Source organism: Leisingera aquimarina DSM 24565, assembly GCF_000473165.1.
GTDB lineage: Bacteria > Pseudomonadota > Alphaproteobacteria > Rhodobacterales > Rhodobacteraceae > Leisingera > Leisingera aquimarina.
Window position 1 is genome coordinate 1,474,845 of record NZ_KI421504.1, and the last position, 25,232, is coordinate 1,500,076.

Annotated in this window: 22 protein-coding genes and 1 riboswitch; of the genes, 18 read left to right on the forward strand and 4 right to left on the reverse strand. The window is 62.0% G+C overall.

Features of this window, described 5'->3' with window-relative positions; genetic code table 11:
- Positions 1–6: 6 nt before the first annotated feature.
- The 7 genes from AQUI_RS0111385 to AQUI_RS0111415 all read left to right on the forward strand — a co-directional run bounded on the left by AQUI_RS0111385 (position 7) and on the right by AQUI_RS0111415 (position 7,569).
- Positions 7–906 (forward strand): hemolysin family protein, encoded by a 900-nt coding sequence (locus AQUI_RS0111385; RefSeq protein ID WP_027257630.1) that lies wholly within the window; start codon positions 7–9, stop codon positions 904–906.
- Positions 903–2,402, forward strand: a complete 1,500-nt coding sequence (lnt, locus tag AQUI_RS0111390; protein WP_027257631.1) for an apolipoprotein N-acyltransferase — start codon at positions 903–905, stop codon at positions 2,400–2,402. The genes AQUI_RS0111385 and lnt overlap by 4 nt, the downstream gene beginning before the upstream one ends.
- Positions 2,403–2,463: 61 nt before the next feature.
- A riboswitch (SAM-SAH riboswitch) is annotated at positions 2,464–2,513 on the forward strand.
- Between the two features lie 6 nt (positions 2,514–2,519).
- Positions 2,520–3,701: a methionine adenosyltransferase gene (gene metK / locus AQUI_RS0111395; protein WP_027257632.1), complete on the forward strand. Its 1,182-nt coding sequence runs from the start codon at positions 2,520–2,522 to the stop codon at positions 3,699–3,701.
- Between the two features lie 280 nt (positions 3,702–3,981).
- Positions 3,982–4,626 (forward strand): COG3904 family protein, encoded by a 645-nt coding sequence (locus AQUI_RS0111400; protein ID WP_425411814.1) that lies wholly within the window; start codon positions 3,982–3,984, stop codon positions 4,624–4,626.
- A gap of 90 nt (positions 4,627–4,716) precedes the next feature.
- Positions 4,717–5,493, forward strand: a complete 777-nt coding sequence (gene trmB / locus AQUI_RS0111405; protein WP_027257634.1) for a tRNA (guanine(46)-N(7))-methyltransferase TrmB — start codon at positions 4,717–4,719, stop codon at positions 5,491–5,493.
- 100 nt (positions 5,494–5,593) lie between these two features.
- Entirely contained in the window at positions 5,594–6,940 is a 1,347-nt protein-coding gene (aroA, locus tag AQUI_RS0111410) for a 3-phosphoshikimate 1-carboxyvinyltransferase (RefSeq protein WP_027257635.1), read from the forward strand.
- Positions 6,937–7,569: a (d)CMP kinase gene (locus AQUI_RS0111415; protein WP_027257636.1), complete on the forward strand. Its 633-nt coding sequence runs from the start codon at positions 6,937–6,939 to the stop codon at positions 7,567–7,569. The genes aroA and AQUI_RS0111415 overlap by 4 nt, the downstream gene beginning before the upstream one ends.
- A 106-nt stretch (positions 7,570–7,675) precedes the next feature.
- Here the strand turns inward: AQUI_RS0111415 and AQUI_RS0111420 are convergent, their stop codons facing one another.
- A complete protein-coding gene (locus AQUI_RS0111420; RefSeq protein ID WP_027257637.1) occupies positions 7,676–8,155 on the reverse strand; it encodes a YHS domain-containing (seleno)protein in 480 nt (159 codons plus the stop codon).
- A gap of 234 nt (positions 8,156–8,389) precedes the next feature.
- Here AQUI_RS0111420 and AQUI_RS0111425 point away from each other — a divergent pair, with 234 nt between their 5' ends.
- From AQUI_RS0111425 to AQUI_RS0111450, 6 genes are all read left to right on the forward strand, one after another.
- The gene (locus tag AQUI_RS0111425) at positions 8,390–8,932 is read left to right on the forward strand and encodes a polysaccharide deacetylase family protein (RefSeq protein WP_027257638.1); all 543 of its coding nucleotides are present in this window, start codon (positions 8,390–8,392) and stop codon (positions 8,930–8,932) included.
- Positions 8,933–9,098: 166 nt separating this feature from the next.
- Entirely contained in the window at positions 9,099–10,244 is a 1,146-nt protein-coding gene (locus AQUI_RS0111430; protein ID WP_027257639.1) for an amidohydrolase, read from the forward strand.
- A 2-nt stretch (positions 10,245–10,246) separates the two neighbouring features.
- Positions 10,247–11,437: a diaminopropionate ammonia-lyase gene (locus AQUI_RS0111435; protein ID WP_027257640.1), complete on the forward strand. Its 1,191-nt coding sequence runs from the start codon at positions 10,247–10,249 to the stop codon at positions 11,435–11,437.
- Positions 11,430–12,596, forward strand: coding sequence for a M24 family metallopeptidase (locus tag AQUI_RS0111440; RefSeq protein WP_027257641.1), 1,167 nt, complete (start codon positions 11,430–11,432; stop codon positions 12,594–12,596). The genes AQUI_RS0111435 and AQUI_RS0111440 overlap by 8 nt, the downstream gene beginning before the upstream one ends.
- A gap of 13 nt (positions 12,597–12,609) precedes the next feature.
- On the forward strand, positions 12,610–13,368 hold the full coding sequence (locus AQUI_RS0111445; RefSeq protein ID WP_027257642.1) for a maleate cis-trans isomerase family protein: 759 nt from the start codon (positions 12,610–12,612) through the stop codon (positions 13,366–13,368).
- A 139-nt stretch (positions 13,369–13,507) separates the two neighbouring features.
- Entirely contained in the window at positions 13,508–15,079 is a 1,572-nt protein-coding gene (locus AQUI_RS0111450; RefSeq protein WP_051371876.1) for an alkaline phosphatase family protein, read from the forward strand.
- A gap of 83 nt (positions 15,080–15,162) precedes the next feature.
- On the opposite strand, the gene AQUI_RS29245 is transcribed toward AQUI_RS0111450, so the two are convergent.
- Both AQUI_RS29245 and AQUI_RS0111460 read right to left on the reverse strand, forming a co-directional pair.
- Positions 15,163–18,273 carry a M10 family metallopeptidase gene (locus tag AQUI_RS29245; protein WP_051371877.1) on the reverse strand — a complete coding sequence of 1,037 codons (3,111 nt, stop codon included), beginning with the start codon at positions 18,271–18,273 and terminating at the stop codon, positions 15,163–15,165.
- Between the two features lie 27 nt (positions 18,274–18,300).
- Positions 18,301–18,705, reverse strand: coding sequence for a hypothetical protein (locus AQUI_RS0111460; protein ID WP_027257644.1), 405 nt, complete (start codon positions 18,703–18,705; stop codon positions 18,301–18,303).
- A gap of 280 nt (positions 18,706–18,985) precedes the next feature.
- Here AQUI_RS0111460 and AQUI_RS0111465 point away from each other — a divergent pair, with 280 nt between their 5' ends.
- The 4 genes from AQUI_RS0111465 to AQUI_RS0111480 all read left to right on the forward strand — a co-directional run bounded on the left by AQUI_RS0111465 (position 18,986) and on the right by AQUI_RS0111480 (position 22,629).
- A complete protein-coding gene (locus AQUI_RS0111465) occupies positions 18,986–19,888 on the forward strand; it encodes a metal ABC transporter substrate-binding protein (RefSeq protein WP_027257645.1) in 903 nt (300 codons plus the stop codon).
- A 97-nt stretch (positions 19,889–19,985) separates the two neighbouring features.
- A complete protein-coding gene (locus AQUI_RS0111470) occupies positions 19,986–20,891 on the forward strand; it encodes a manganese/iron ABC transporter ATP-binding protein (protein ID WP_281172003.1) in 906 nt (301 codons plus the stop codon).
- Positions 20,891–21,769, forward strand: a complete 879-nt coding sequence (locus AQUI_RS0111475) for a metal ABC transporter permease (RefSeq protein WP_027257647.1) — start codon at positions 20,891–20,893, stop codon at positions 21,767–21,769. The genes AQUI_RS0111470 and AQUI_RS0111475 overlap by 1 nt, the downstream gene beginning before the upstream one ends.
- Entirely contained in the window at positions 21,769–22,629 is an 861-nt protein-coding gene (locus tag AQUI_RS0111480) for a metal ABC transporter permease (RefSeq protein ID WP_035920288.1), read from the forward strand. The genes AQUI_RS0111475 and AQUI_RS0111480 overlap by 1 nt, the downstream gene beginning before the upstream one ends.
- 1 nt (position 22,630) lies before the next feature.
- Here the strand turns inward: AQUI_RS0111480 and AQUI_RS0111485 are convergent, their stop codons facing one another.
- Positions 22,631–23,545 carry a LysR substrate-binding domain-containing protein gene (locus AQUI_RS0111485; protein WP_027257649.1) on the reverse strand — a complete coding sequence of 305 codons (915 nt, stop codon included), beginning with the start codon at positions 23,543–23,545 and terminating at the stop codon, positions 22,631–22,633.
- A gap of 93 nt (positions 23,546–23,638) precedes the next feature.
- Here AQUI_RS0111485 and AQUI_RS0111490 point away from each other — a divergent pair, with 93 nt between their 5' ends.
- Positions 23,639–25,159, forward strand: a complete 1,521-nt coding sequence (locus AQUI_RS0111490) for a trimethylamine methyltransferase family protein (RefSeq protein WP_027257650.1) — start codon at positions 23,639–23,641, stop codon at positions 25,157–25,159.
- The last annotated feature ends 73 nt before the right edge of the window (positions 25,160–25,232 follow it).

Genomic DNA, 25,232 nt, shown 5'->3' on the forward strand with positions numbered 1-25,232 from the left:
GGATCGATGGGCGACATAGAAGGCAGTTCTAACGCGGCGCAGGGCGCGCTGCAGAACATCAATGGCACGGCAGCGGATGCGCCGGCCTCCGGGAAAACCGGTTTCTGGGCACGGCTCTTCGGGGCTTTCAGCGCGGCGCCGCAGTCTGAAGAAGACAGTGGCAGCGCACAGCCCGCTGCCGGGACGGAACCGCGCGGCATGATGAACCTGCGCCGGCTGCGGGTTGAGGATGTTGCGATCCCGTCTGCAGAAATCGCTGCTGTGCCGGTTTCCATCGCCAAGGACGATCTTGTCGGCATTTTCCGCGAAAGCGGCTTTACCCGGATCCCGGTGTATGAGGGGACGCTGGACACGCCGCTGGGTTTTGTCCACCTCAAGGATTTCTCGCTGACCCACGGCTTCAACGGCGGCACCTCGGATTTCGAGCTGTCCCAAATGCTGCGCCCGCTGCTGTTTGTGCCGCCGTCGATGCCGATCGGCGTGCTGCTGACCAAAATGCAGGCCGAGCGCCGCCACATGGCGCTGGTGATCGACGAATACGGCGGTGTGGACGGGCTTGTCACCATCGAGGATCTGATCGAGCAGGTTGTCGGCGAGATCGAGGACGAGCATGATGCCGACGAGCTGCAGACCTGGTTTGAGGAAAAACCCGGATGCTACATTGCGCTTGCCCGGACCCCGCTGCCGGAATTCGAGACCGAGATCGGCCAATCCCTGACCAGCCACGACGACGTGGACGAGGAGGAGATCGAGACCTTGGGCGGACTTGTTTTCATGCTGTCGGGACGGGTGCCAGCCCGCGGCGAGGTGATTGAACACCCCGAAGGCGCCGAGTTTGAAGTGATGGATGCCGACCCCCGCCGGATCAAGCGGCTGCGGGTGCGGCTGCCGGACGCCGCCGCATGATAACAATCGGGCTGCGGCAGGCGGTGCGGCAGCTCCGGCCGGCCGGGGCTGGCCTGGCCTTTGGCGGCGGCGCGCTGGCGTCCCTGGCACTTGCCCCCTGGAGCTTTTGGTTCGGTCTGCCTGCTGCCTTGGGGGCCGCAGGCTGGCTGGTTCTGCAGGCCGCCACGGCGCGAACGGCAATGCTGGCCGGCTGGCTGTTCGGGCTGGGGTATTTTGCCTTTGGCCTGTCCTGGATTCTTGAACCCTTTCAGATCGATCCGGAACGCCATGCCTGGATGGCCCCGTTTGCGCTGGTGTTTCTGGCAGGCGGGCTTGCCTTGTTTTGGGGCGCTGCGTTTGGGCTGGCCGTCCGGTTCAGCGCCGGCGCCTGGAGGATCCCGATGCTGGTTGCTGCCTGGTCCCTGGCGGAATTTGGCCGCGCTTATCTGCTGACCGGCTTTCCCTGGGCGGCTTTCGGACAATTCTGGATTGATACGCCTGCCGCAAACCTGCTGCCCTGGATCGGGCCGCAAGGGCTGGCGCTGCTGACGCTTGCGGCCTTCCTGCCGCTGGCCTTGCTGCGGCGGACCCCGGCGGCAGCCTTGGTGCCATTGGGACTGGCGGCAGCCGCTGCCTTTGCAGCTCCCGCCCCGCCGCAGGCAAATCCAACTGGCAAGATCGTGCGAATCGTCCAACCCAACGCACCGCAGGATTTGAAGTGGCATCCGGATCACCGCTGGGAATTTGTCCGCCGCGCTGTTGCTTTTTCTGCCGAAGCGCCGCGTCCGGATCTGATTGTCTGGCCGGAAACCGCGGTGCCGCAGCTGCTGAATTATGCGGATGACACCCTGCGGGTCATTTCCGAAAGCGCGGGCGGGGTTCCGGTGCTTGTGGGCATCCAGCGGGAAGAAGCGGGCGCCTATTACAATTCTGCGGTGCTGCTGGACATGGATGGCCAGCCCGCTGCCGTCTATGACAAAGCGCATCTGGTGCCGTTCGGGGAATTTGTGCCGTTTGGCGATGTCATGGCCCGTTTCGGGATCTATGGTTTTGCGTCGCGGGCAGGTGCGGGATATGCCGCCGGGCCTGGGCCCCAGGTCATGGACCTTCCTATTGGCCGCGCCTTGCCGCTGATCTGCTACGAGGCTGTTTTTCCACAGGATGTGAGTGCAGCAGAGACCCGGCCGGACATGTTGGTGCAGGTCACCAACGACGCCTGGTTCGGCACTCGCTCCGGCCCCTATCAGCATCTGGTGCAGGCCAGGATGCGGGCCATCGAACAAGGCCTGCCAATGATCCGGGCTGCTAATACCGGGGTTTCTGCAATGATCGGTGCGGACGGAACCCTGCTGGACAGCCTGCCGCTGGGCGAAACGGGTTTTATCGATGCGGCCCTGCCTGCGCCGTTGCCGCCGACCCTCTACAGCCGCACCGGGGATTGGCCGGTGTTCCTGCTGTGCCTAGTCGCTGCTGCCGCGGTATTCCTGCGCTCCCGCGCCCTTGTGCCGCGGTCATAGCTGCTTAACTCTATTGGAATATAGATTGACCCGCGCGGACGAGCCGCGTACTGCGGCTTAATACCTGCCACAACGGCTTCCTGGCGTGGCAAGGATGGAACCAATGGAGCACTTTTCATGACCCGTATGAACTACACTTTCACTTCGGAATCTGTCTCCGAAGGCCACCCGGACAAGGTCTGCGACCGCATTTCAGATGCGGTGCTGGATGCTTTTCTGGCGGAAGAACCCGAAGCACGCGTGGCAGCTGAGACTTTCGCCACCACCAACCGTGTTGTCATCGGGGGCGAAGTCGGCCTGTCCGATCAGGACAAGCTGCACGACTACATGGGCAAGATCGATGAGATCACCCGTGCCTGCATCAAGGACATCGGCTACGAGCAGGACAAGTTCCACCATGAAACCGTGGAAGTGACCAACCTGCTGCACGAACAGTCCGCCCATATCGCACAGGGCGTGGATGCGTCCGACGACAAGGACGAAGGCGCCGGCGATCAGGGCATCATGTTCGGTTTTGCCACCAATGAAACCGATGCGCTGATGCCTGCGCCGATCCAGTATTCCCACGCGATCTTGCGCCGCTTGGCGGAAGTGCGCAAAAACGGCACTGAGCCTGCGCTGGGTCCGGATGCGAAATCGCAGCTGTCGGTGGTCTATGAAGGCGGCAAGCCGGTGGGCGTCAGCTCGCTGGTGCTGTCGACCCAGCACCTGGACGAAAGCCTGACCTCGGCCGACATCCGCGCCCTGGTTGAGCCCTACATCCGTGAAACCCTGCCCGAAGGCTGGCTGACTGATGCCACCGAATGGCACGTGAATCCGACCGGCAAGTTTGTGATCGGCGGCCCGGATGGCGATGCAGGCCTTACCGGCCGTAAAATCATCGTGGACACCTATGGCGGTGCGGCCCCGCATGGCGGTGGTGCGTTTTCCGGCAAGGACCCGACCAAGGTGGACCGCTCGGCAGCCTATGCCGCGCGCTATCTGGCCAAAAACGTGGTGGCCGCCGGTATGGCGGATAAATGCACCATTCAGCTGTCTTATGCCATCGGCGTGTCCAAGCCGCTGTCGATCTATGCAGACACACATGGCACCGGCGAAGTGGACGCTGCAGCGATTGAAAAGGCGATTGATCAGGTGATGGACCTGACCCCGCGCGGCATCCGTTCACATCTGGGCCTGAACAGGCCGATTTATCAGCGCACCGCTGCCTATGGCCATTTTGGACGCGACCCGGAAGCCGATGGCGGTTTTAGCTGGGAGCGCACAGATCTGGCCGAGGCGCTGAAGAACGCCGTCTGAAGCCGGATTGGTTGAGACAGGAGAGCGGGCCGAAGGGCCCGCTTTTTTTGTTCGAGCCGCTGCTCCCGCCCGTATCGGTGCATTCAGGGAATGCGCCTCTGCCGTTGGGCCGGGCGCCGCGCTGCAGCGCGGCGGACCGGTCAGCATTGCTGACCGGATGTTTCGCACGCGAAACATTGGGACAGAAATTCTGACCTTTTGAGGCTGGAGTGCGCCGCCGGGCTGCGCCATAGTGCCGTGAAGGGTAACTTCAGCTGCCGGGACCGCGATGCTGCGAGTGATGACTGTACTTTCCTGCCTGGCATTGGCGTCTGCCGTGGCCGCCAAAGAGGTGCTGCCGCAAAAGTTCAGCCTGCAAGGCAAAACGCTGATCTATGACACCGAAACAGAGGTGGAAGGGGAACCGTCAGAAATCACCGATGACGATGTCTTAGCGCTGCGGGATATCCTGAATAAAAGCCCGGAAATCTCGGAGCTGCAACTCAACAGCATTGGTGGCAGCGTCTATGCCGGGGAAGAAATCGCCGGATTGGTGCTGGAATACGGGCTCGACACTTTGGTTGATGGCACCTGTATCAGCGCCTGTGTCGATGTCTTTCTGGCCGGCGGCCGGCGGCGGATGACAATCGGGTCCAGCATCGGCTTCCATCAGCGCAACTGGCCTGCGGATGCGGTGCATAAATACTATCGCAGCGAACGCAAACGCCACCGCTGGGCAACACCGTATGATTTCGGTTCCTGGATATACGAGGACACTCAGCGCGAGGTTTATGACCATCTCAGCTATATGGTGGCGCGCGGCGTCGATCCCGGCTTTGCGATTGAGACGCTGCGCACGGACCCGGACGGCGAATGGTATCCCAGCCGCTTGCGGCTGATTGCAGCGGGCGTTCTGCGGGAGGTCCGGGAGGGGCAAACCCGCTAGCCGGCTTGACACAGGCTTGACCAGGAGGCCCGCTTGCGGCAGAGGAGCGTCCAGCCTTTCAAAATATGCCCTGAACAGGAGCCCAGACGCATGTCCGGCGATCAAAAGCCCCGCGACGACCAGACCAAGACTGCCCGGACCGCTGTTGCCAATGCGGCCGATAAACACGCCAGCGGCGCGCCCTGGCGCAACTTCTATGGCCGCTTCAAGGGCAAGACCCTGAAGGACAGCCAAAAGCGGTATCTGGACGAGGATCTGGCCAGCCTCAGCCCCGGCGCCGTGGATTGGGATGTGAACCCCGACCGCACTCCGCTGGATCTGGAGGCGCTGTTCGGCGGCAAGGATGTCTGGCTTGAGGTCGGCTTTGGCGGCGGCGAGCATCTGGTGCATCAGGCCGCCAGCAATCCGGATGCGGGCATAATCGGTGCCGAACCCTTTATCAACGGCGTGGCCATGCTGCTGGGCAAGATCCGCAGGGCCGGTGCGGACAATATTGCGGTGCATCCCGGTGATGCGCGCGATCTGATGGATGTGCTGCCGGCGGCGTCCATCTCACGCGCGTTTCTGCTGTATCCCGATCCCTGGCCCAAGGCCCGCCACCACCGCCGCCGTTTCGTGACGCAAGAACATCTGGCGCCGCTGGCCCGCTGTCTGAAGCCGGGCGCGATTTTTCGCGTGGCAACCGACATTCCCGACTATGTGCGCCAGACCCTGGAGGAGGTGCCAAAGGCCGGTTTTGAATGGCTGGCCGAAGGCCCATCCGATTGGCGCCAGTCCTGGGATGACTGGATTTCCACACGATATGAGCAGAAAGCCCTGCGCGAAGGCCGCACGCCGCACTACCTGACCTTCCGCCGCCTTGGCTGAGGGTGCAGGCGGGCGGCGGGCAAAGGCTCTGGACCGTCCAGCGCCAATCCGCTACCGATAGCGCCAACGAAAGTAAGTACCGACAGACGAAGGAAGCCCCATGTCCGGACACGGCACGCCCATCCCGATGACCTCCCACCGTGCGGACCCGCTCAAAGGCGTGGCAGAGGTGCCCGGCGACAAGTCGATCTCGCACCGCTCGCTGATCCTGGGTGCGCTGTCAGTAGGGGAGACCAAGATCTCCGGCCTCTTGGAGGGCGAAGACGTTCTGGACACCGCCAAGGCGATGAAGGCCTTTGGTGCCGAGGTGGTGAACCACGGCGGCGGCAGCTGGTCGGTGTTCGGGGTTGGCGTCGGCGGCTTTGCCGAACCGGGAAACGTGATCGACTGCGGCAACTCCGGCACCGGGGTGCGGCTGATAATGGGGGTGATGGCAACATCTCCGATCATCGCGACTTTCACCGGCGATGCCTCACTGAACAAACGTCCGATGGCGCGGGTCACTGACCCGCTGGCATTGTTCGGGACGCAATCTGTTGGCCGCAGCGGCGGGCGTCTGCCGATGACCATCGTCGGTGCCGCTGACCCGGTGCCAGTCCGTTATGAAGTGCCGGTGCCGTCTGCGCAGGTGAAATCCGCGGTGCTGTTTGCCGGCCTCAACGCGCCGGGCAAGACCGTTGTGATCGAGAAGGAAGCCACCCGCGACCACACCGAGCGGATGCTGGCCGGTTTCGGTGCCGAAATCACCACCGAGGAAACCGAAGAGGGCCGCGTCATAACCCTGACCGGCCGTCCCGAGCTGAAACCGCAGGTGATCGCGGTGCCGCGTGATCCGTCCTCTGCCGCTTTTCCGGTCTGCGCGGCGCTGATCACCCCCGGATCCGACGTGCTGGTGCCGAACATCGGCCTGAATCCCACCCGTGCGGGCCTCTACTACACCCTGCAGGACATGGGCGCCGATCTGACGTTTGAGAACATGCGCGAAGAGGGCGGCGAACCCGTTGCCGACCTGCGTGCGAAGTTCTCGCCCGGTATGAAGGGCATTGAGGTGCCGCCGGCACGCGCCGCGTCGATGATCGATGAATACCCGGTGCTGTCGGTGGTGGCCTCCTTTGCGGAAGGCAAGACCATGATGGCCGGGGTCAAGGAACTGCGCGTGAAGGAAAGCGACCGGATCGACGCGATGGCCAAGGGTCTGCGCGCAAATGGCGTGACGGTCGAAGAGGGCGAGGACTGGTGGGAAGTCACCGGCCTGGGCATCAATGGCGTGCCCGGCGGCGGAACCTGCGAAAGCGTCCTGGATCACCGCATCGCCATGTCTTTCATGGTGATGGGCATGGGGGCGCAGAATTCTGTTTCGGTCGATGATGGCGGCCCGATTGCCACTTCCTTCCCGATTTTCGAGAGCCTGATGGGCAATCTGGGCGCCAAGCTGGAGCGCACATGAGCGAAAGTTACACGATAGCTGTCGACGGCCCCGCGGCGGCTGGCAAGGGCACGCTGTCCAAGGCGCTGGCGGCCCATTACGGCTTCAGCCATCTGGATACCGGCCTCTTGTACCGTGCGGTAGGGGCCAAGATGCTGGATGGTGTGACCCCGGTTGAAGCTGCGCAAAACCTGACGCCGGAAGATTTGGCGCGCGACGACCTGCGCGGGCCGGAAGTGGCGCAGGCGGCCTCCAAGGTGGCGGTGATCGCCGAAGTGCGTGCTGCACTGGTGGATTTCCAGCGTGCCTTTGCCCGCCGGGCCGGGGGCGCGGTGCTGGACGGGCGCGACATCGGCACCGTGATCTGTCCTTATGCGCAGGTGAAGTTCTTTGTGACCGCCAGCGCCGAAGTCCGCGCCCGGCGCCGGTTTCTGGAACTCGCCGCGGCCGGCAAGGTGATCACGCTGGACGAGGTGCTGGGCGATGTGAAGGCCCGGGACGAGCGTGACATGAACCGCGCCGAAGCACCGCTGCGCCCGGCGGCCGATGCGATTCTGATCGACACCAGCGATCTGAGTATCGAAGAAGCCCTGGCTAAGGCGATCACGGTGATTGAAGCCCGCCGCGAGGCCGGCGAAACACTGGCATAAACATCAATCAACCAAATACACCCGCAGCTGACGCATCAACCGCGGGTGCAAGGGCAAGCGGGACGGAGCGGAACCGCTTGGCCCTCCGGGACACGGGAGTGCGCGATCAGAGCTCGCTGACGGCGGTGTGCTTGATCTGGCCCCACTGGGTGTCGGCGGTCTTGGCAGTGCCGGGCACGTCCTCCTGGAAGGCCGCGCGGGTTGCGGCGTTCAGGAACAGGAACAGCTTGCCGTCGTGTACCAGATACTGGTCCGGGTCGCCATCGAACTTCTTGCCGACCGACACTCCATAGGAGCAGAAGCCGCCGTGCTGCGGCAGGTACTTGGCCGGATCGGCCTCGAACGCGGTCTTGTTCTCCTCAGAAGTGAAGTAATAAGAGGCGCCATCCACGGTTGCGGAGTAGTTTGCCACACCTTCCACCGGGTTGCGGCTGTCCAGCAGCGACACAAGGTCAACACCATGCGCGGCCAGCGGCGCACCGCCGGCAGAGATACCGGTGGAGACATTGAGTTCATCGGCGGCAAAGGCCGGGGCGGCGAGTGCCGCAGACAGCGAAATCAGGGCAGTTGTTAGAAGAAATTTCATGGTTGTCCTCATCAGGTTCAGTTGCGGGTTTTTCTGTTCAGTTCAGGCTGTGCAGCCCGATGAGTTGAACTTATGTCCGAAACCATGGACGTTTAATTCCCGTTCGTCCGCCTGGCATTGCAGATCGTCCAGATCTTCGTTTGGGCTTAGTCACGGCGCCTCACTCATCTGTGCATGGAGCCTCGCGCCGCGGCGCAGTAGCCTGTGGGCAGGTGTCAATGAGGAGGTGCCGTTATGGCCTGGCTGCGGACGATAGTGACAGCGTGTGTTCTTGCTGTGCCTGCCTTGGCGCAGGACGCGCCGAAGGCCCCTGAATCCCCGGAGCCGCCGATGACCTATGAGCGGCTGGGGCGGATACTTTTTGCATTGGACGAAAACGCGCAGCCCGCGGGCGCCGGGTTTCAGCTGACTATTTCAGGCGTGCCGATGCTGATCGTGACGGACCAGGCAGCGGACCGGATGCGGGCGATGGTGCCGCTGCGCCGGGCCGAGGGGCTGACAGCGGAAGACATGATGCGGATGATGCAGGCCAATTTCGACACCGCCCTGGATGCGCGCTATGCCGTGGCCAAGGGGCGGCTTTGGGCGGTGTTCATTCATCCGCTGTCGTCATTGGAAAAAGACCAGCTGATTTCCTCGCTTGGCCAGACCGTCAATATCGCCCGCACCTATGGCACGCTTTACACCGGTGGAGCGCTGCAATTCGGCGGCGGCGACAGCCCGGGCATCCAGCGGCAGCTGATCGAAGAACTGCTGGAAAAGGGTGAGGAAATCTAGGCCCTTGATCCCGGACCGCAGCCCGCGCGGCCTGTATTTTGACAGATACGAATTTCAGCCTGTAACCCGGCTGCAGCAATAAATTTCGTCACAGCGCCTCTGGATAAATACGCGCCACGTCCCGTTTTGCAGAATATGGTCGCTGCAAACAGCTTGGGGAACGCATATGAACTGCTTTCAGGACCGCCTGACCGCGCTGCGCCGGGATTTCCATCGGCGTCCGGAGCTTGGCTTTCAGGAAGACCGGACCAGGGCCAAAGTGGCGGAGCATCTGCGCAGCCTCGGGCTGGAGGTGCATGAAGGCGCGGGCGTTGTCGGCCTTCTGCGGGCGGGCACCGGCAACCGGGCCATTGGGCTGCGGGCCGATATGGACGCGCTGCCGATCACTGAAATCTCCACCCACGGTTATGTTTCTGAAACACCCGGCAAGATGCATGCCTGCGGTCATGACGGCCATATGGCCATGTTGCTGGGTGCTGCGGAACGGCTGGTGCAGGAACAGGGGTTTGACGGCACTGTTGTGTTCATCTTCCAGCCCAACGAGGAGCACGGGCTGGGCGCCCAGGCGATGATTTCCGAAGGGCTGCTGGAGCGGTTCCCGATCGAAGAAGTCTATGCCATTCACAACCTGCCAGGCGCGCCTGTCGGGCAGGTCTCGACCCGCGCGGGGCAGATTTGCGGAAGCGAAAGCCTGTTTGAAATCGCGATCAAGGGGCAGGGCGGTCATGCTTCGATGCCGCAGGCGGGTGTCGATGCCATCACGGTCGGGGCGGAAATGGTTCTGGCACTGCAAACCATCGTCTCGCGCAAGCTGGCGCCGGGGGCTGGCGCGGTGGTCTCGGTGACCGAGTTTCTGACTGACGGCCAGCGCAATGTGCTGCCGGGACATGCGGTGCTGAAGGGCGACGTGCGCGCACGGGTGCCTGCGGACCGCGAGGCGGTTGAACGTTTCATGCGCCAGATTGCTGCCGGTGTCGCCGCCGCCCATGCGGTGGAGGTTGAGATGAGCTTCAACACCGAATTTGTCGAAACCATCAATGCGGAAGGCCCGGCCGAAGCCGCTTGCCGTGCGGGCGAAGCTGCTGGGTGCGAGGTGATCCGCAACCGCCCGCCAATGAGCTTTTCCGAAGATTTCGCCCATTTCGCCGCCGCTGTGCCGGGGTGCTTTCTGCTGTTGGGCAATGGCGAGGACGGGCCTAACGGCCAGCCGCTGCATTCGGCAGACTATGACTTCAACGACGCTCTGCTGCCCATCGGTGCGGAGTTCTGGGTGCAACTGGTGCGTGACCGGCTGCCAGCGGGAAAGGACTGATCATGTTTGAAAAATTCACTGTTGCCATGCGCCACACGGCAGGCAGCCCGAAATCCGGCGATGCCGCTTATACCGTTCTGTCTGAGCAGGACTTTGGCAATGCCTGCGCAGAAATCACTGCGTGGGACGGCTATGAAGAGACGCCGCTGGTCTCGCTGGCAGGACTGGCGGATAAAATGGGCGTTGACAGGATCGACTACAAACACGAAGGGCCGCGGTTCGGCTTGGGCAGCTTCAAGGCGCTGGGCGGATCCTATGCGGCGCTGCGGGTGCTGCAGCGCGAGATGAGCCGCCAATTGGGTCAGGACGTCAGCCTGGAAGATATCCGCAAAGGTGCGCACAAGGAAGCCTGCGCCGGCATCACTCTGGTCTCTGCCACCGACGGCAACCATGGCCGCTCGCTGGCCTGGGGCTGTCAGCGCTTTGGCGCGCCGTGCCGGATCTATATCCATGCCGAGGTCAGCGAAGGCCGTGCCGTGGCCATGCGCGAGCTGGGCGCCGAGGTGATCCGCATCACGGGCGACTATGACGACTCGGTGCTGCTGGCCAAGAAAGAGGCCGCGGAGAACGGCTGGTTTGTGGTCTCGGATACCTCCTGGGAGGGCTACACCGAGCCGCCGCGCGATGTGATGGCCGGCTATTGCGTGATGACGCGCGAGGCTTGTGAGACGCTGGAACAGGCGCCGACCCATGTGTTCCTGCAGGGCGGTGTCGGCGGGCTGGCGGCCTCGGTCGCGGCGGCGCTGCGGCAGTATTACGGCGCCGAGGCACCGCGGGTTGTCATCGTCGAGCCGGAGCTGGCCGCCTGCCTGTTTGACAGCGCGCGCAACGGCAAGGCGACCAATTTCGCAATCCAGCAAGAGACCATCATGGCCGGCCTGTCCTGTGGCGAGCCGTCGGAAATGGCCTGGGAAATCCTGGCCGAGGAAGCCTCGGATTTTCTGACCATCCCGGACAGCATCGTGGCGCCGGCCGTGCGGCTGCTGGCCAATGCGGAAACCGGCGATCCGGCGGTTGAAGCCGGCGAAAGCGCAGTTGCAGGCCTTGCCGCCTTGATTGCGGCTTGCCAGGCGCCGGACCTTGCCGAACAACTGGGGCTGGGGCCAAAGGCCCGCGTCCTGCTGATCGGCTCCGAAGGTGTCACCGACCCGGCGATTTATGCGGCGATCATGGCAGGGCAAGACAATGTCTAAGGCGCCCGTGCGCGGCTTTCCGGAGGCAGAGTTCGCGGCCCGGACCCAAAAGGCGCAGGCGCTGATGGCACAGCAGGGGCTTGACGGGCTCCTGCTGCTGACAGAACCCGAGGTGCGCTATTTCAGCGGTTTTCACACGCTGTTCTGGCAAAGCCCGACCCGGCCCTGGTTCCTGTTTGTGCCGCCTGCAGGCAAACCCATTGCCATCATCCCGGAGATCGGCGCCGATCTGATGCGCCGCACCTGGATCGAGGATATCCGCACCTGGAGCGCACCTGCTCCCGAGGATGACGGCATCAGCCTGCTGACAGAGCTGCTGTCGCCGATTGCCGGGCGCGGCGGCAGCATTGGCATCATGAAGGGGCATGAAACCGCGCTGCGGATGCCGCTGGGTGATTATGAACGCCTGATGGATGGCCTGCCGGGGTTGAAGGTCGCAGACGCGACGCCGCTGGTGCGCAACCTGCGGATGGTGAAATCCGCGGCAGAGATCGAAAAACTGGCGCATATCTGCGGCATCGGCTCGCGCAGCTTCGCGCAGGTGCCGCAGATCGCCAATGCGGGCCAGCCGCTCGAGGATCTGTTCCGCGCATTCCGCCGCGAAGCGCTGGCGCAGGGCGCGGACGATGTGCCCTATCTGGTCGGCGGCGCTGATCAGGGCGGCTATAGCGACGTGATTTCTCCGCCGACCGGGCGGCCGTTGCAGGCCGGCGACATCGTGATGCTGGATACCGGCTCTACCTGGGATGGGTACTTCTGCGATTTTGACCGCAACTTTGCCATCGGCCGCGCCGACGATCTGTCGCGCCGCGCCTATGACGTGCTGTGGCGGGCGACCGAGGCCGGGATTGCAGCTGCCAAACCCGGCGCCACCTGCCGCGGCCTGTTCCAGGCGATGCAGACGGTGATTGCCGAGATGGACGATCAGGGTGGCGATGTAGGGCGGCTGGGCCATGGGCTGGGAATGCAGCTGACCGAATGGCCCTCGCACGCGGGTTTTGACGGGACGGTGATTGAAGAGAACATGGTGCTGACGCTGGAGCCTTCGCTGGGGTACGGTGACGGCAAGATCATGGTGCATGAGGAAAACATCGTAGTGCGCGCTGGTGGTGCCGAACTGCTTACAACCCGCGCCGCGCCTGAACTGCCGGTGATCTGAAGGAGGACCCGCGATGAAACTTCCCTATGATACGGACGCCGGCATTGGCACCCGCGCGACCCTTGGTGTGATCGTGCTGGAAACCGACGAGACGCTGGAACCGGAATTCTCCCGGATGATGGCGCAAGAGGACATCGCGCTTTATCACAGCCGGATCCCGATGGTGCCGGAAATCCGTCCCGAGACGCTGGCGCAGATGCAGGCTGATCTGCCGGTCTCGGCGCGGCTGTTTCCGTCTTCGCTGGACTTTGATGTGGTCGGCTATGGCTGCACCTCGGCCTCGACCGTGATCGGCTCGGCCAAGGTTGCGGAAGCGGTGCAAACGGTCTTACCCAAGGCCAAGGTGACAGACCCGCTGGCGGCGATCATCGTGGCTGGCAAGGCATTGGGCGTGTCCCGGCTGGGGTTTGTCACGCCGTACCTGCCTGAGGTTTCCGCACAGATGCGGGCGAAGCTGGAAGAGGCGGGGTTTGCAATTGCAGGCTTTGGCTCGTTTGAGGAAATGGACGACCGGGTGGTGGCGCGGATCACCGAGGCGGCCATTGCGGACGCCGCCAAACAGGTTGCCAAGGCAGAAGATTGCGATGCCATCGTGATTTCCTGCACCAATCTGCGCTGCCTGCAGATCATTCCGGAAATCGAAGCGCAGGCCGGGGTGCCGGTGATCTCCAGCAATCAGGCGCTGGCCTGGCACATGCTGCGCCTCGCTGGCGTTACGGATTCTCAGCCGCAATTCGGCAGGTTGTTCACCCGGGGTCTGACCGCCCGATAGATGCAATTGTGTGGGATTTGTCAGCTGACAATTTTGCTGTTTGCATCCTGCAGCGCGGCGCGATCGGCGCTTGTAATCCGCGCGCAGATCGCGACAGATTGCCAGTCGTGATCTGTTTTGTGCCTGCAAGGATGCCCGGATGCCTGCCACCCGTCCCCAGACCCGCCCCGCGACCCGCAATGTCCTGTTCATCATCATTGACCAGCTGCGCGCGGACTGCGTGTTCGGCGCTATGGCGGAACATGTGGAGCTGCCGAACATCCGCGCTTTCATGAAGGATGCGGTGTCGTTCAAACGGCATTTCTCGGTCACCAATCCCTGCGGGCCGTCGCGGGCGTCAATCCTGACCGGGCAGTACGCGATGAATCACCGGTCGGTCCGCAATGGCACGCCGTTGCGTCATGACACGCCGAATGTCGCCACTGAAATGCGCAAGGCAGGCTATATGCCGATGCTGTTCGGCTATACCGATACCTCGCAGGACCCGCGGGCATTCAACGCCAATGACCCGGCGCTCAGGACCTATGAATTCCCGATGAACGGGTTTCATGAGATGACCGAAATGCGGATGGAAATGTCCTATCCTTGGCAGTCGCATCTGATGAATCGGGGCTATGAATTCGAAAACTATTGGGATGTTTACAAACCGGTGTCCCCCGATGGCAGTGCGCCCAGGCTGAACGATCCGGCGCTATACGCCGCTGAAGACAGCGATACAGCGTTCCTGACCAACTCGTTTCTGGGCAAGATGACCGCCTACCACAAGCAAAGCTGGTTCGCGCATCTGACCTATATCCGCCCGCATCCGCCGCTGGTGGCGCCGGCCCCCTACAACACCATGTATGACTCCGCCTCGCTGCCGCTGCCGGAGCGGCTGGCGACACCGGATGCGGAATGCGAACAGCATCCGTTCTTTGATCCGGTACTGCGCAAGAGCGCGATTGCGGGGTTCGTCGAAGGTTTCCCGGATCTTGAGCCGACGGATGACAACATCCGCACCCTGCGCGCGGTCTATCTGGGGCTCGCGAGCGAAGTGGACCATCATGTCGGGCGGGTGATCCAATTCCTGAAAGACACGGGCCAGTATGACAACACCATGGTGGTGATCACTGCTGACCATGGCGAAATGCTGGGCGACCGGCACTCCTGGGGAAAGATGACGGTCTATGACGCCGCCTATCACACGCCGCTGATCATCCGGATGCCAGGCAATGAAGGCAACGCAGGGGCCTGTCTCACCCACATTACTGAATCCATTGATGTGACGCCGACCATTCTGGACTGGGCCGGACAAGAGATCCCGAATTCAATGGACGGGCGGTCTTTGCTGCCGCTGTTGCAAGGAGAGACTCCGCAGGATTGGCGGCAATATTCCTTTTCGGAGCTGGATTTTTCGGAGCCGCTGAAGCCGACGCTATGGCAGCAGGCGCTGGGCACATCGCCAAGCGAGAGCTGCCTGGGTATCCTGCGGGACGAGCGGTTCACCCTGGTCGAGTTCGCCGCTGATCTGCCGCCGATGCTGTTTGACAATGAAGGGCAGGGGGAGCTGGAGAATGTGGCCGGGCAGCCGGAGTATGCCGCGGATCTCAACCGGCTGACCCGGAGGATGCTGCGGCACCGGATGAAAAACATGGATCACACGCTGTCGCTGATGTCGATCACCCCGGATGGCGCGCGCGGCGTGGCCCGGTTTCCGCAGCGGAAATCCTGATCGCAGCCTTCTGCAGGTTGCAACGAGAAAAAACAGACGCCCGCCCCCTTGCCGGAGACCGGGCGTCTGTTGCCACGCGGGCCTTAGATGAACCAGTCTTCGGTCAGCTCGGCACTTGACCTCACCCCTTTCAGATAGGTGATCTGAAACGCGTCCTCGCCGCCCGCACCGTCAGCATCATACTCCAGCCAAACCGCACGGCTGTCGCTGAGGCTCAGGCTGCCGGTGGACAAGGCGTCGTCAAGATTGGTGCCCAGATCCTGAAGCAGCCCGTCGATGTCCAGCAAGTCCCCATCGCTCAGCTTGAAATCGCTGATGGTGTCCCCTGCGTCCTCGGCCGCGGTAAAGACAAACACATCGGCATCCTTGCCGCCTTTGAGGAGGTCCGCCCCGGCGCCGCCTTGCAGCCGGTCCAGGCCGGATCCGCCATCGAGCGTGTCAATTCCAGCACCGCCCAAAAGCGCATCGTCTTCCGAACCGCCCCTGATCTTATCGGAGCCGTTGCCGCCGCTGAGGCTGTCATCCCCTTTGCCGCCATCCAGCTTGTCATTTCCTGCGCCGGCCGACAGCGTGTCATCGCCATTGCCGCCTTTCAGCTGGTCGCTGCCGCTGCCGCTGCTGAGCATGTCATTGCCATCGCCGCCATCAGCCTTGTTATTGCCGTTGCCAGCCGAAAGCGTGTCATCCCCGAGGCCGCCCTTCAGTTTATCGGTGCCTGCGCCGCTGGTGATCTGGTCGTTCCCGTCACCGCCATCCAGCTTATTGTTTCCATCGCCGGCGTAAATCGTGTCGTCGCCCCCGCCGCCTTTAATGTTGTCCTGTTCGCTGCCGCCGGACAAGCTGTCATCGCCGGCACCGCCGTCCAGCCTATTGTCTCCATCGCCGGCAGACATCGTATCGTTGCCTTCGCCGCCTGACAGCTTGTCTTTGCCGCTGCCTGAGGTGAGGACATCATCACCGCTGCCGCCATCCAGCTTGTTGTTGCCATCACCGGCAGACATGGTGTCGTCGCCATCGCCGCCTGACATTTTGTCATTGCCGCTGCCGCCGGACATGCTGTCATCGCCTTCGCCGCCATCCAGCTTGTTGTCACCATCGCCGGCAGACATCGTATCGTTGCCATCGCCGCCTGACAGCTGGTCTTTGTCAATACCGCCGGTAAGGGTGTCGTCACCTTCGCCGCCTGCAATCCGGTTCTTGCCATCGCCGCCGTCCAAATTGTCATTGCCCAGGCCACCGTATATCCGGTCCGCGCCGGAGCCGGCTGTCACGGTGTCGTCACCCTCTTCGCCGGTCAGGAAGTTTCTCCCGCCGCCGCCATGGAGCGCGTCATCCCCGTCGCCGCCATAGATCTTGTTGTTTCCGGTACCGCCGTCCAGCGTGTCATTGCCGCCGCGCCCTTCCAGAAGATCGTTGCCGGCACGGCCTTCGATCAGATTGGCAAGGTCGTTGCCATAGGCCTTGTCATTGCCGCTGCCCAGGATGGCATTTTCGATCTCGGTGCCTTCACTGATTGTCAGGCGCTTGGAACCGATCCTTCCGGAACCTCCGCTTGCCAGGTCGATCGTAGAAGCCCGCGTGACCGCGCTTAGATCCAGGGTATCAATCCCGCCATTTGTGTCCGTGACGGTGCCAAGCTGAACGGTCCATTGCGTCACGAAAGTGTCATCGAATACATAATCGTTATCAATGGTTCCCGGGGTCGGATCCGGGTCGGGTGTCGGATCTGGGTCGGGTGTCGGATCTGGGTCGGGTGTCGGATCCGGATCAGGTGTCGGGTCCGGGTCGGGTGTCGGGTCAGGATCGGGCGTTGGATCAGGATCTGGTGTGGGTTCGGGATCGGGTGTTGGGTCCGGTGCCGGCCCCGGGGTGCCGGAGATGTTGATGATCTCTGCCAGGCTGGCGTCCTCATTCACGCCGACAAGAAAGACCAAAAGGGCATTGTTGCCACCGTGCGAAACCTTGAGCCAGGATCCGCCGCTGCCGGCCTGCAGCGTTGCAACGCCGTCGCCTGCCGGATCATCCCCTTCATAGCCAATCGCTTGCAGCAGCTGCGCGATATTGATCCTGTCGCCTGATGCCAGGTCAAAATCAGCAATGGAATCGCCGGCTTCGCTGAGGCTTGTGTATACGAAACGGTCCGCGCCATTGCCGCCGGTGAGCAAGTCAGCACCATCGCCGCCGATCAAGGTGTCGCTTCCGTCACCGCCCTCGATCTGGTCATTGCCGGCACCGCTCTCCAGCTGGTTATCCGCTGCGTTGCCTGTGATATGGTCAACACCTGAGCCGGTAATGGCGTTTTCGATCACAGTGCCGCGGGCAATGGCGAAATTGCCGTTCTTTCCGTTCAGGCTGGAAAAGGTTTCTTCATTGAGGTTCAATACCTGATTGTAACTGCGCGAACCAAGGTCCACCAGGTCAATGCCGCCGTTATCGACAATCGCCACGCCGAAGCCGCCGTTCAGGTCCATGCCGAAGCGGCCGGTGGTTTGCCCGTCGCCGTAAGTGGTGTTGCCGGTTTCGATGTTTGCCGGCGTGCCATAGAGATGGTGAACAGCCGCGATGTCAGCAAGCTGTGCAGTCGCCAGATAGGCAAAGGACGCATCCACCGCGGTGTTCTCGGACTGGCTGAAATAGGACATGATCGACATTTGCCAGCTGTCATTGGCAAAATGCGCGTCCGAGCCGTAGCTGGCGCTGCCGTTGTAGCTGCCGGTATGGCCCAGGCCCAGGGCATGGCCGATTTCGTGGATGTAGGTTTGCAGATAGTAATTGCCGTATTGGGCCCAGGCATCATCAACATTGATGCTGGAGCTTAGAATTGTGCCGTTGCTGACCGAGGAGCTGGCATAGGCGCCGGACTGGTTGTCGTCGAAAGTGATCTTGGCGCTGCCATTGGTTTCGACAAATTCGATCCCGCTCAGCGCGGTCCAGCTCTCAAGCGCCTTGCGTGCGGTTTCCTTGCCGGTGCCGTTAAGCCCGCTGAGGTTGACGGTGAGCTGACCTCCGGTTTCGACATTAAAGGACCGCTCCGTGCGGCCAGTCGACTGCCAATATCCCTTGTAAAGATATTCTGCCACCTGATCGACGGTGTAGGTGGGCTTGCTGCCGGCAGACTGGCCGCCCGAGCCGGAGCCGCTGCCATCGGTGCTTTCGGGAATTCTGTGATTGGCTTGACCGCAATATTCACACATGTCCGTGTTCCATCCAAGATCGTTAAATTACAAAGGGAATTCAGTGTGCTGGACCAATTGGCGGGCATAATCCGCAAGACTGTCTGCGGTCAGCTGCCCATCCATGACCGACTGTTCGATGACCGGGCCTTGGCCGCTGCGGCCGTCGCTATGCTGCCAGGCCAAACTGCCTGAGATCCAATCAACCGACTGAGTTTGTTCGACGAAACGCAAGGTCAGGTCTGGACTGGCCCGCTGCTCGTCTGCAGCGGCAACCGCAGCGCCAGGGAATTTCTGGCGCAAGCCGTTGGCCAGCGCTTCGCAAAGCGGTTGCTGCAGGGATCTGCTGCATTGCAGCTGAACAATCTGCTCCGGGCTGCCGGACTCAGCAGTGCCAGTGATCAGCAGCCGGATAGCATCGGAACAGCTGGAGAGATGTCCAGGTAAAGTCATGGGAAATGTGCTCGCTCAGTAGGTCGAGGGATCAGGTTCAGTCCCGCACCGTTCTGGCTGCAGCTTCAGGTTTAGGCGGTGATTGGGGCAAAATGCCGGTTGCGATCCGGGCAACATTAAGACGTCATTAACTGCCGTTAACCCTTTGGCAGGGAGCGGTTACAGGGCAGCCTGTTCTGCGGGCTGCCCTGCTTTTGCAAATCATTCTCATTTTCATTGACAGTTGCGAATGATTTGCAATAACGATGCGTCAAAGACATCGTTCAAAACGGAGAATCGGATGTTCCCAAACCTGCTCAAGACAGTTTCCGCCGCCGCTGTTGCAGCCGTTGCTGCCAGCGCTGCCATGGCTGAAGACAAGATGAAGGTTGTCACAACCTTTACTGTGCTGGCCGATATGGCAGCAAATGTGGCAGGGGACGCCGCCGAAGTTGTCTCGGTCACCAAGCCGGGGGCAGAGATTCACGGCTATGAGCCGACCCCGCGTGATATCGTGCGGGCGTCCGATGCCGACCTGATCCTGTGGAACGGGATGAACCTGGAGCTGTGGTTCGAACAGTTCCTGTCCAATATGGAGGACGTGCCTTCGGTGACACTGACCGACGGGATCGATCCGATCCCGATCGCCGCCGGATCTTATGTGGGCAAGCCCAATCCGCACGCCTGGATGGGTCTGGATAACGCGCTGATTTATATCGACAACATTGTCGAAGCCTTTGCTGAGCATGATCCGGAAAACGCTGCTGTTTATGTCAAGAACGCGGGCGAATACAAAGACCGGCTGCGCGCCACGATCGATCCGTTGCGTCAAGCGATCGCAGCAATCCCCGAAGATCAGCGCTGGCTGGTGACCTGCGAAGGCGCCTTCAGCTACCTGGCCCGCGATTTCGGCATGAAGGAGCTGTATCTGTGGCCGATGAACGCCGACCAGGTCGGCACCCCGCAGCAGGTGCGCGGCGTTATTGACGGGGTGCGGGCCAACGATATCCCGGTAGTGTTCTGCGAAAGCACCGTCAACACAGCCCCGGCTGAGCAGGTGGCCCGTGAAACCGGTGTGGCCTATGGCGGCGAGCTGTATGTCGACTCGCTCAGCGAAGCGGATGGCCCGGTGCCGACCTATCTGGATCTGCTCAGGGTCACGTCGCAAACTGTGGCACGTGGTCTGACCGAGGTCACCAACTGAGCTTCTCACGGCAAATATCTCCGCCCCGCAGCACATGTAGCGGGGCGTTTCATTTCACAAAGCACATTTTCTGTGTGTAACTCTGCAGGACAGCCCCATGCTTGATGCCAGCGAGACCCACATAATGAATACCAGCGCCACGCCCGCCGATGACGGGATCGCCGCAAAAGATGTCACCGTTACCTACCGCAACGGCCATACGGCGCTGTGGAATGCCAGCTTTTCCATTCCCCGCGGCACCGTCGCGGCGCTGGTTGGGGTGAATGGCGCCGGCAAATCGACCCTGTTCAAGGCGATCATGGGGTTTGTGCCGGCCGCGCAGGGCGAAATCCGTATCCTCGGCATTACTGTAAAGGAAGCTTTGCGCAAAAACCTGGTCGCCTATGTGCCGCAGTCCGAGGAGGTCGATTGGGCCTTTCCGGTGCTGGTCGAGGATGTGGTAATGATGGGCCGCTATGGCCATATGGGGTTCCTGCGCCGCCCCAAGGCTGCGGATCACGAAGCCGTCGATCAGGCCCTGCGCCGGGTCAACATGCAGGACTTCCGCCACCGCCAGATCGGCGAGCTGTCCGGCGGCCAGCGCAAGCGGGTGTTCCTGGCCCGTGCGCTGGCGCAGGACGGGCAGGTGATCCTGCTGGACGAGCCCTTTACCGGCGTCGATGTAAAAACCGAAGAGCAGATCATCGCCCTGCTGCGCGAGTTGCGCGAGGAGGGCCGGGTGATGCTGGTTTCCACCCACAATCTGGGCAGCGTGCCCGAGTTCTGCGACCGCACCGTGCTGGTCAAGGGCACCGTGCTGGGGTTCGGCCCGACCGAGACCACCTTTACCCGCGCCAATCTGGAACACGCCTTTGGCGGGGTGCTGCGGCATTTCACCCTGGGCGGTGATGCGCTGCATGACGACGGCGACACCCGTGAGGTCACTATCCTGACCGACGACGAGCGGCCCTTTGTCCAATACGGCGAAAGAACGCAGACCCGCGAGAGCCGGGAACAGGAATGATGGAATACCTGCTGGAGCCGTTCTCCTACGGTTATATGACCAATGCTATGTGGGTATCAGCCCTGGTCGGCGGCGTCTGCGCCTTCCTGTCGGCTTACCTGATGCTCAAGGGCTGGTCGCTGATCGGCGATGCGCTCTCGCACTCGGTGGTGCCGGGTGTGGCGGGGGCCTACATTCTGGGCCTGCCGTTTGCGCTGGGCGCGTTTATTGCCGGCGGTTTGGCGGCGGGGGCGATGCTGTTCCTGTCGGAACGCTCCGGCCTCAAGGTTGATGTGATTATCGGCCTGATCTTCACCTCCTTTTTCGGGCTTGGCCTGTTCATCGTCTCGATCAGCCCGATGTCGGTCTCAGTCCAGACCATCACCATGGGCAATATCCTGGCGATCACGCCGGAGGACACGCTGCAGCTGGCGATCATCGGTTTTGTCTCGCTGGCCGTACTGCTGGCCAAGTGGAAGGACTTGATGGTCACCTTCTTTGACGAAAACCACGCCCGCACCATTGGCTTGCGTCCGGGGCTGCTGAAGGCAGTGTTCTTTGTTTTGCTGTCAGCATCGGTGGTCGCGGCAATGCAAACCGTCGGTGCCTTTCTGGTGATCGCCATGGTGGTGACGCCCGGCGCGACGGCGTACCTGCTGTGCGACCGCTTCCCGCGGCTGATCATGGTGTCGGTGCTGATCGGCGCCCTCACCAGCTTCTTTGGCGCCTATGCCAGCTACTTCCTGGACGGTGCCACCGGCGGCATCATCGTGACACTGCAGACGCTGATTTTCCTGGCGGTCTTTGTCTTCGCTCCGAAACACGGGCTGCTGGCCGCCAAACGCAAGGCGCGAGAGGCACTGAAGCGCGGCCCTGCCGCACAAGAAGGGGCTGCATGATGGATCTCGATATTTTGCTGATGCCGTTTCAGTTTGCGTTCATGCAGAACGCCTTTCTGATCTCGCTCATCGTTTCTGTGCCCACTGCCTTGCTTTCCTGCTTTCTGGTGATGAAGGGCTGGGCACTGATGGGCGATGCGGTCAGTCATGCAGTGCTGCCCGGCATCGTGCTGGCCTATATCGTGGGCTTGCCGCTGATCCTTGGTGCCTTTGCCGCTGGGATGCTCTGCGCGGTTGCCACCGGCTTTCTGGCCGGCAACAGCCGGGTCAAGCAGGACACCGTGATGGGAGTGGTGTTCTCTGGCATGTTCGGCCTTGGCATCGTGCTGTATGTCTCGGTGGAGACCAACGCCCATCTGGATCACATCCTGTTCGGCAACATGCTGGGGGTGGAGGGGCATGAGCTGTTGACCGCCGGGATCATTTCGCTGGGCGTTGGTGCGGCGCTGGTGCTGAAATGGAAAGACCTGCTGCTGCACAGCTTTGACCCGGCGCAGGCGCAAGCCTCCGGCCTGCCGGTGACGGTGCTGCATTACGGGCTGCTGGCGGCGCTGTCGCTGACCATCGTCGCAACTCTGTCGGCGGCGGGGCTGATCCTGGCCATCGGGTTGCTGATTGCGCCGGGGGCAATCGCATTTCTGGTGGTGCGCAAGTTCAGCACCATGCTGTGGGTTGCTGTCGTGGTTTGTATGTTCTCAATGCTGGCGGGCACCTATGCCAGTTTCTTCCTCGACAGCGCGCCCGCGCCGACCATTGTGCTGATCCTGACCGCGCTGTTTATTCTCGCCTTCGTGCGGCGGCTCCACCTGACCCGCCAGGCCTCGATGCAGCGTGCCAAGGATTCTTCCGGGATCGCATAAGTCACGCGGCGCCGGGCTTCACCATCTCCAAGAGCCATTGCCGCACCAGTTCGGCGTTAGGAACCAGGTCTTGGCTCTTGGACCACACCAGATAAAACCCCGCCCCGGTGGTCCAGGACCATTCCGTGCGTGCGGCCAGCAGCCCCTGTTTGATCAGCGGCTGCGTCACATGCTGCCAGCCGAAGGCGAAGCCTTCGCCGGCAATCGCCGCCTGCAGCACCAGCGCATAGTCGTTGAGCCGCAGACCTGCCGCGGGCAGCCGGCCCGTCACCCCGAAATGGGAAAACCACTGCTGCCAGCTGGGGCGTTCGCGGATCGGCTCCTCCAAGTGGATCAAACGTTCGTGCAGCAGATTCGGCACTGTTGCCAGATTGACGGCCGAGGCCATCACGAGCGGGCTGGCCACCGGATAAATTACCTCGGGCGCGATCAAGGCCGAGTGACAGTCCGGCCAGTTCCCATCACCGCGCCGCACCGCCAGCGAGATGCCCTCGGTATTGATGTCCGGCTCCCGGTCAGAGCTTTGCAGCCGCAGGTCGATATCGGGGTGAGCCTCGTGCAGCCGGGGCAGTTTTGGCATCACCCAGTAGTATGCAAAAGCAGAGGAGCAATTGAGCGTGACATGGTCATTCCGCCCGAACTGCCGCACCGCCTTGGCTGACGAAAGAATGTCCTCCAGCGCCTTGGAAACATCGGTGTAAAGCCGCATTCCCGCCCCAGTCAGCTCCACTTTTCGATGGCCGCGGCGGAATAAAACAACGCCCAAAGACGATTCCATCTGCTTGATCGCCGCACTGACAGCAGGCTGCTGAACATTTAGTTCCTCCGACGCGCGGGTAAAGGAAGCATGCCTGGCGGCGGCCTCGAAGACGATCAGGTGGCGGGGGCTGGTGAGGAGCTTCCAAAGTTCTTGCATAACTGTGAATTATCCAAACCATCAGAATTTTCAACCGTCACAAGGCCTGTGCCGGGTCTTATTGTGTCGCAACGCCTGAAGATGGAGATCCCCATGGCCCGACGCGCCCGCGCATCCCGCGATAGAAACACCGCCCCGGCGGGTGCCCCGGCATCGCCCTTTATCCAACGCACATTGCCGTTCTTCGATGTGCTGGACGAGGAAAAACTGGTCAAACTGGAGGCCCAGGTCGATTGGATTTTTGAAGACGTCGGCATTGCGTTCCGCGATGATCCCGAAGCGCTTCGGATCTGGAAAGAGGCCGGCGCGCGGATTGACGGCGACACCGTCCGTGCGGATGCGCAGTGGATCCGGTCCCTGTGTGCCAAGGCCCCGCGGGAGTTTACCCAGCTGGCCCGCAACCGGGCGCGGTCGGTCACTATCGGCGGCAACAACCAGGTGTTTGCCCCGATCTATGGCGCGCCGTTTGTGCGCGATCTGGAGGGCGGCCGCCGGTATGGCGACATGGAGAGCTTTGAGAAACTGGTGAAGCTCACCTACATGCATCCGAATCTGCATCATGGCGGGCTGGTGATCTGCGAGCCCTGCGATGTGCCGGTGAGCAAACGCCATTTCGACATGCTGTACGCGCATATGACGCTGAGCGACAAACCGCATCTGGGCGCAATCACCGAGATGTCCCGCGCGCAGGACAGCGTCGACATGGCCGAGATCGTCTTTGGCAAAGACGTCATGGACAACAACTGCGTGATCATGGGGAACGTGAACACCAACTCGCCGCTGCTGGTGGACAAGGTGGTGACCGAGGCCGTGCGCACCTATTCTGCCCGCGGGCAAGGTATGATCGTGGTGCCGTTTATCCTGACCGGCGCGATGGGGCCGGTGTCCACCGCGGCGTCTGTGGCGCAGGCGATGGCCGAGGCGATGATGGTCTGCGCCTTCACCCAGCTGGTGCGTCCAGGCGCGCCGTTTGTCCTAGGCAACTTCCTGAGTTCCATGTCGCTGAAATCCGGCGCGCCGACATTCGGGATGCCGGAGCCGGTGGTGTCGAACTATGCGATCGGCCAGCTGGCGCGCCGTGCGGGCCTGCCGCTGCGCTGCGGCGGCTCGCTGACCGCATCCAAGATCGAGGACGCGCAAGCGGCCTATGAGAGTGCCGATTCGATGCATTCCACCATGCTGGCGGGCGCGAATTTTGTCCTGCATTCAGCCGGTTGGATGGAAGGTGGTCTGTGCACCGGGTTTGAGAAACTGATCATGGATGCGGACCGGCTGGGATCTTATCAGAAGGTGCTGAGCCAAGGTCTGGACACCAGCGACGAAGCCTTTGCCCGTGATGCTTACACCGAGGTGGAGCCGGGCGGCCATTTCCTCGGCTCCGGCCACACCATGCGCAACTACCAGACTGCGTTTTATGAACCCAAGCTGAGCGACAGCGAGAATGTTGAAAGCTGGGAGGAGGGCGGCTGCAAGGACATGCGCCAGCGCGCCTATGAGCGCTGGAACCAGATGCTGAACCAGTATGAAGCGCCGCCGATGGATGAGGCGGTGAAAGAGGAACTGGCCGCCTATGTCGCCCGCCGCAAGGAGGAGATTCCGGATGCGTGGTACTGAGTTAACACTTTCTTCACGCATAATCTCAGCTGATGCAGGATGTGCCGGATTGCTCCGGCACCCCCTGTGCACC

Coding starts and splice junctions, on each gene's coding strand:
- AQUI_RS0111385 (WP_027257630.1), top strand. CDS start 7: ATGGGCGACATAGAAGGCAGTTCTAACGCGGCGCAGGGCGCGCTGCAG.
- lnt (WP_027257631.1), top strand. CDS start 903: ATGATAACAATCGGGCTGCGGCAGGCGGTGCGGCAGCTCCGGCCGGCC.
- metK (WP_027257632.1), top strand. CDS start 2,520: ATGACCCGTATGAACTACACTTTCACTTCGGAATCTGTCTCCGAAGGC.
- AQUI_RS0111400 (WP_425411814.1), top strand. CDS start 3,982: ATGACTGTACTTTCCTGCCTGGCATTGGCGTCTGCCGTGGCCGCCAAA.
- trmB (WP_027257634.1), top strand. CDS start 4,717: ATGTCCGGCGATCAAAAGCCCCGCGACGACCAGACCAAGACTGCCCGG.
- aroA (WP_027257635.1), top strand. CDS start 5,594: ATGTCCGGACACGGCACGCCCATCCCGATGACCTCCCACCGTGCGGAC.
- AQUI_RS0111415 (WP_027257636.1), top strand. CDS start 6,937: ATGAGCGAAAGTTACACGATAGCTGTCGACGGCCCCGCGGCGGCTGGC.
- AQUI_RS0111420 (WP_027257637.1), bottom strand. CDS start 8,155: ATGAAATTTCTTCTAACAACTGCCCTGATTTCGCTGTCTGCGGCACTC.
- AQUI_RS0111425 (WP_027257638.1), top strand. CDS start 8,390: ATGGCCTGGCTGCGGACGATAGTGACAGCGTGTGTTCTTGCTGTGCCT.
- AQUI_RS0111430 (WP_027257639.1), top strand. CDS start 9,099: ATGAACTGCTTTCAGGACCGCCTGACCGCGCTGCGCCGGGATTTCCAT.
- AQUI_RS0111435 (WP_027257640.1), top strand. CDS start 10,247: ATGTTTGAAAAATTCACTGTTGCCATGCGCCACACGGCAGGCAGCCCG.
- AQUI_RS0111440 (WP_027257641.1), top strand. CDS start 11,430: ATGTCTAAGGCGCCCGTGCGCGGCTTTCCGGAGGCAGAGTTCGCGGCC.
- AQUI_RS0111445 (WP_027257642.1), top strand. CDS start 12,610: ATGAAACTTCCCTATGATACGGACGCCGGCATTGGCACCCGCGCGACC.
- AQUI_RS0111450 (WP_051371876.1), top strand. CDS start 13,508: ATGCCTGCCACCCGTCCCCAGACCCGCCCCGCGACCCGCAATGTCCTG.
- AQUI_RS29245 (WP_051371877.1), bottom strand. CDS start 18,273: ATGTGTGAATATTGCGGTCAAGCCAATCACAGAATTCCCGAAAGCACC.
- AQUI_RS0111460 (WP_027257644.1), bottom strand. CDS start 18,705: ATGACTTTACCTGGACATCTCTCCAGCTGTTCCGATGCTATCCGGCTG.
- AQUI_RS0111465 (WP_027257645.1), top strand. CDS start 18,986: ATGTTCCCAAACCTGCTCAAGACAGTTTCCGCCGCCGCTGTTGCAGCC.
- AQUI_RS0111470 (WP_281172003.1), top strand. CDS start 19,986: ATGCTTGATGCCAGCGAGACCCACATAATGAATACCAGCGCCACGCCC.
- AQUI_RS0111475 (WP_027257647.1), top strand. CDS start 20,891: ATGGAATACCTGCTGGAGCCGTTCTCCTACGGTTATATGACCAATGCT.
- AQUI_RS0111480 (WP_035920288.1), top strand. CDS start 21,769: ATGGATCTCGATATTTTGCTGATGCCGTTTCAGTTTGCGTTCATGCAG.
- AQUI_RS0111485 (WP_027257649.1), bottom strand. CDS start 23,545: ATGCAAGAACTTTGGAAGCTCCTCACCAGCCCCCGCCACCTGATCGTC.
- AQUI_RS0111490 (WP_027257650.1), top strand. CDS start 23,639: ATGGCCCGACGCGCCCGCGCATCCCGCGATAGAAACACCGCCCCGGCG.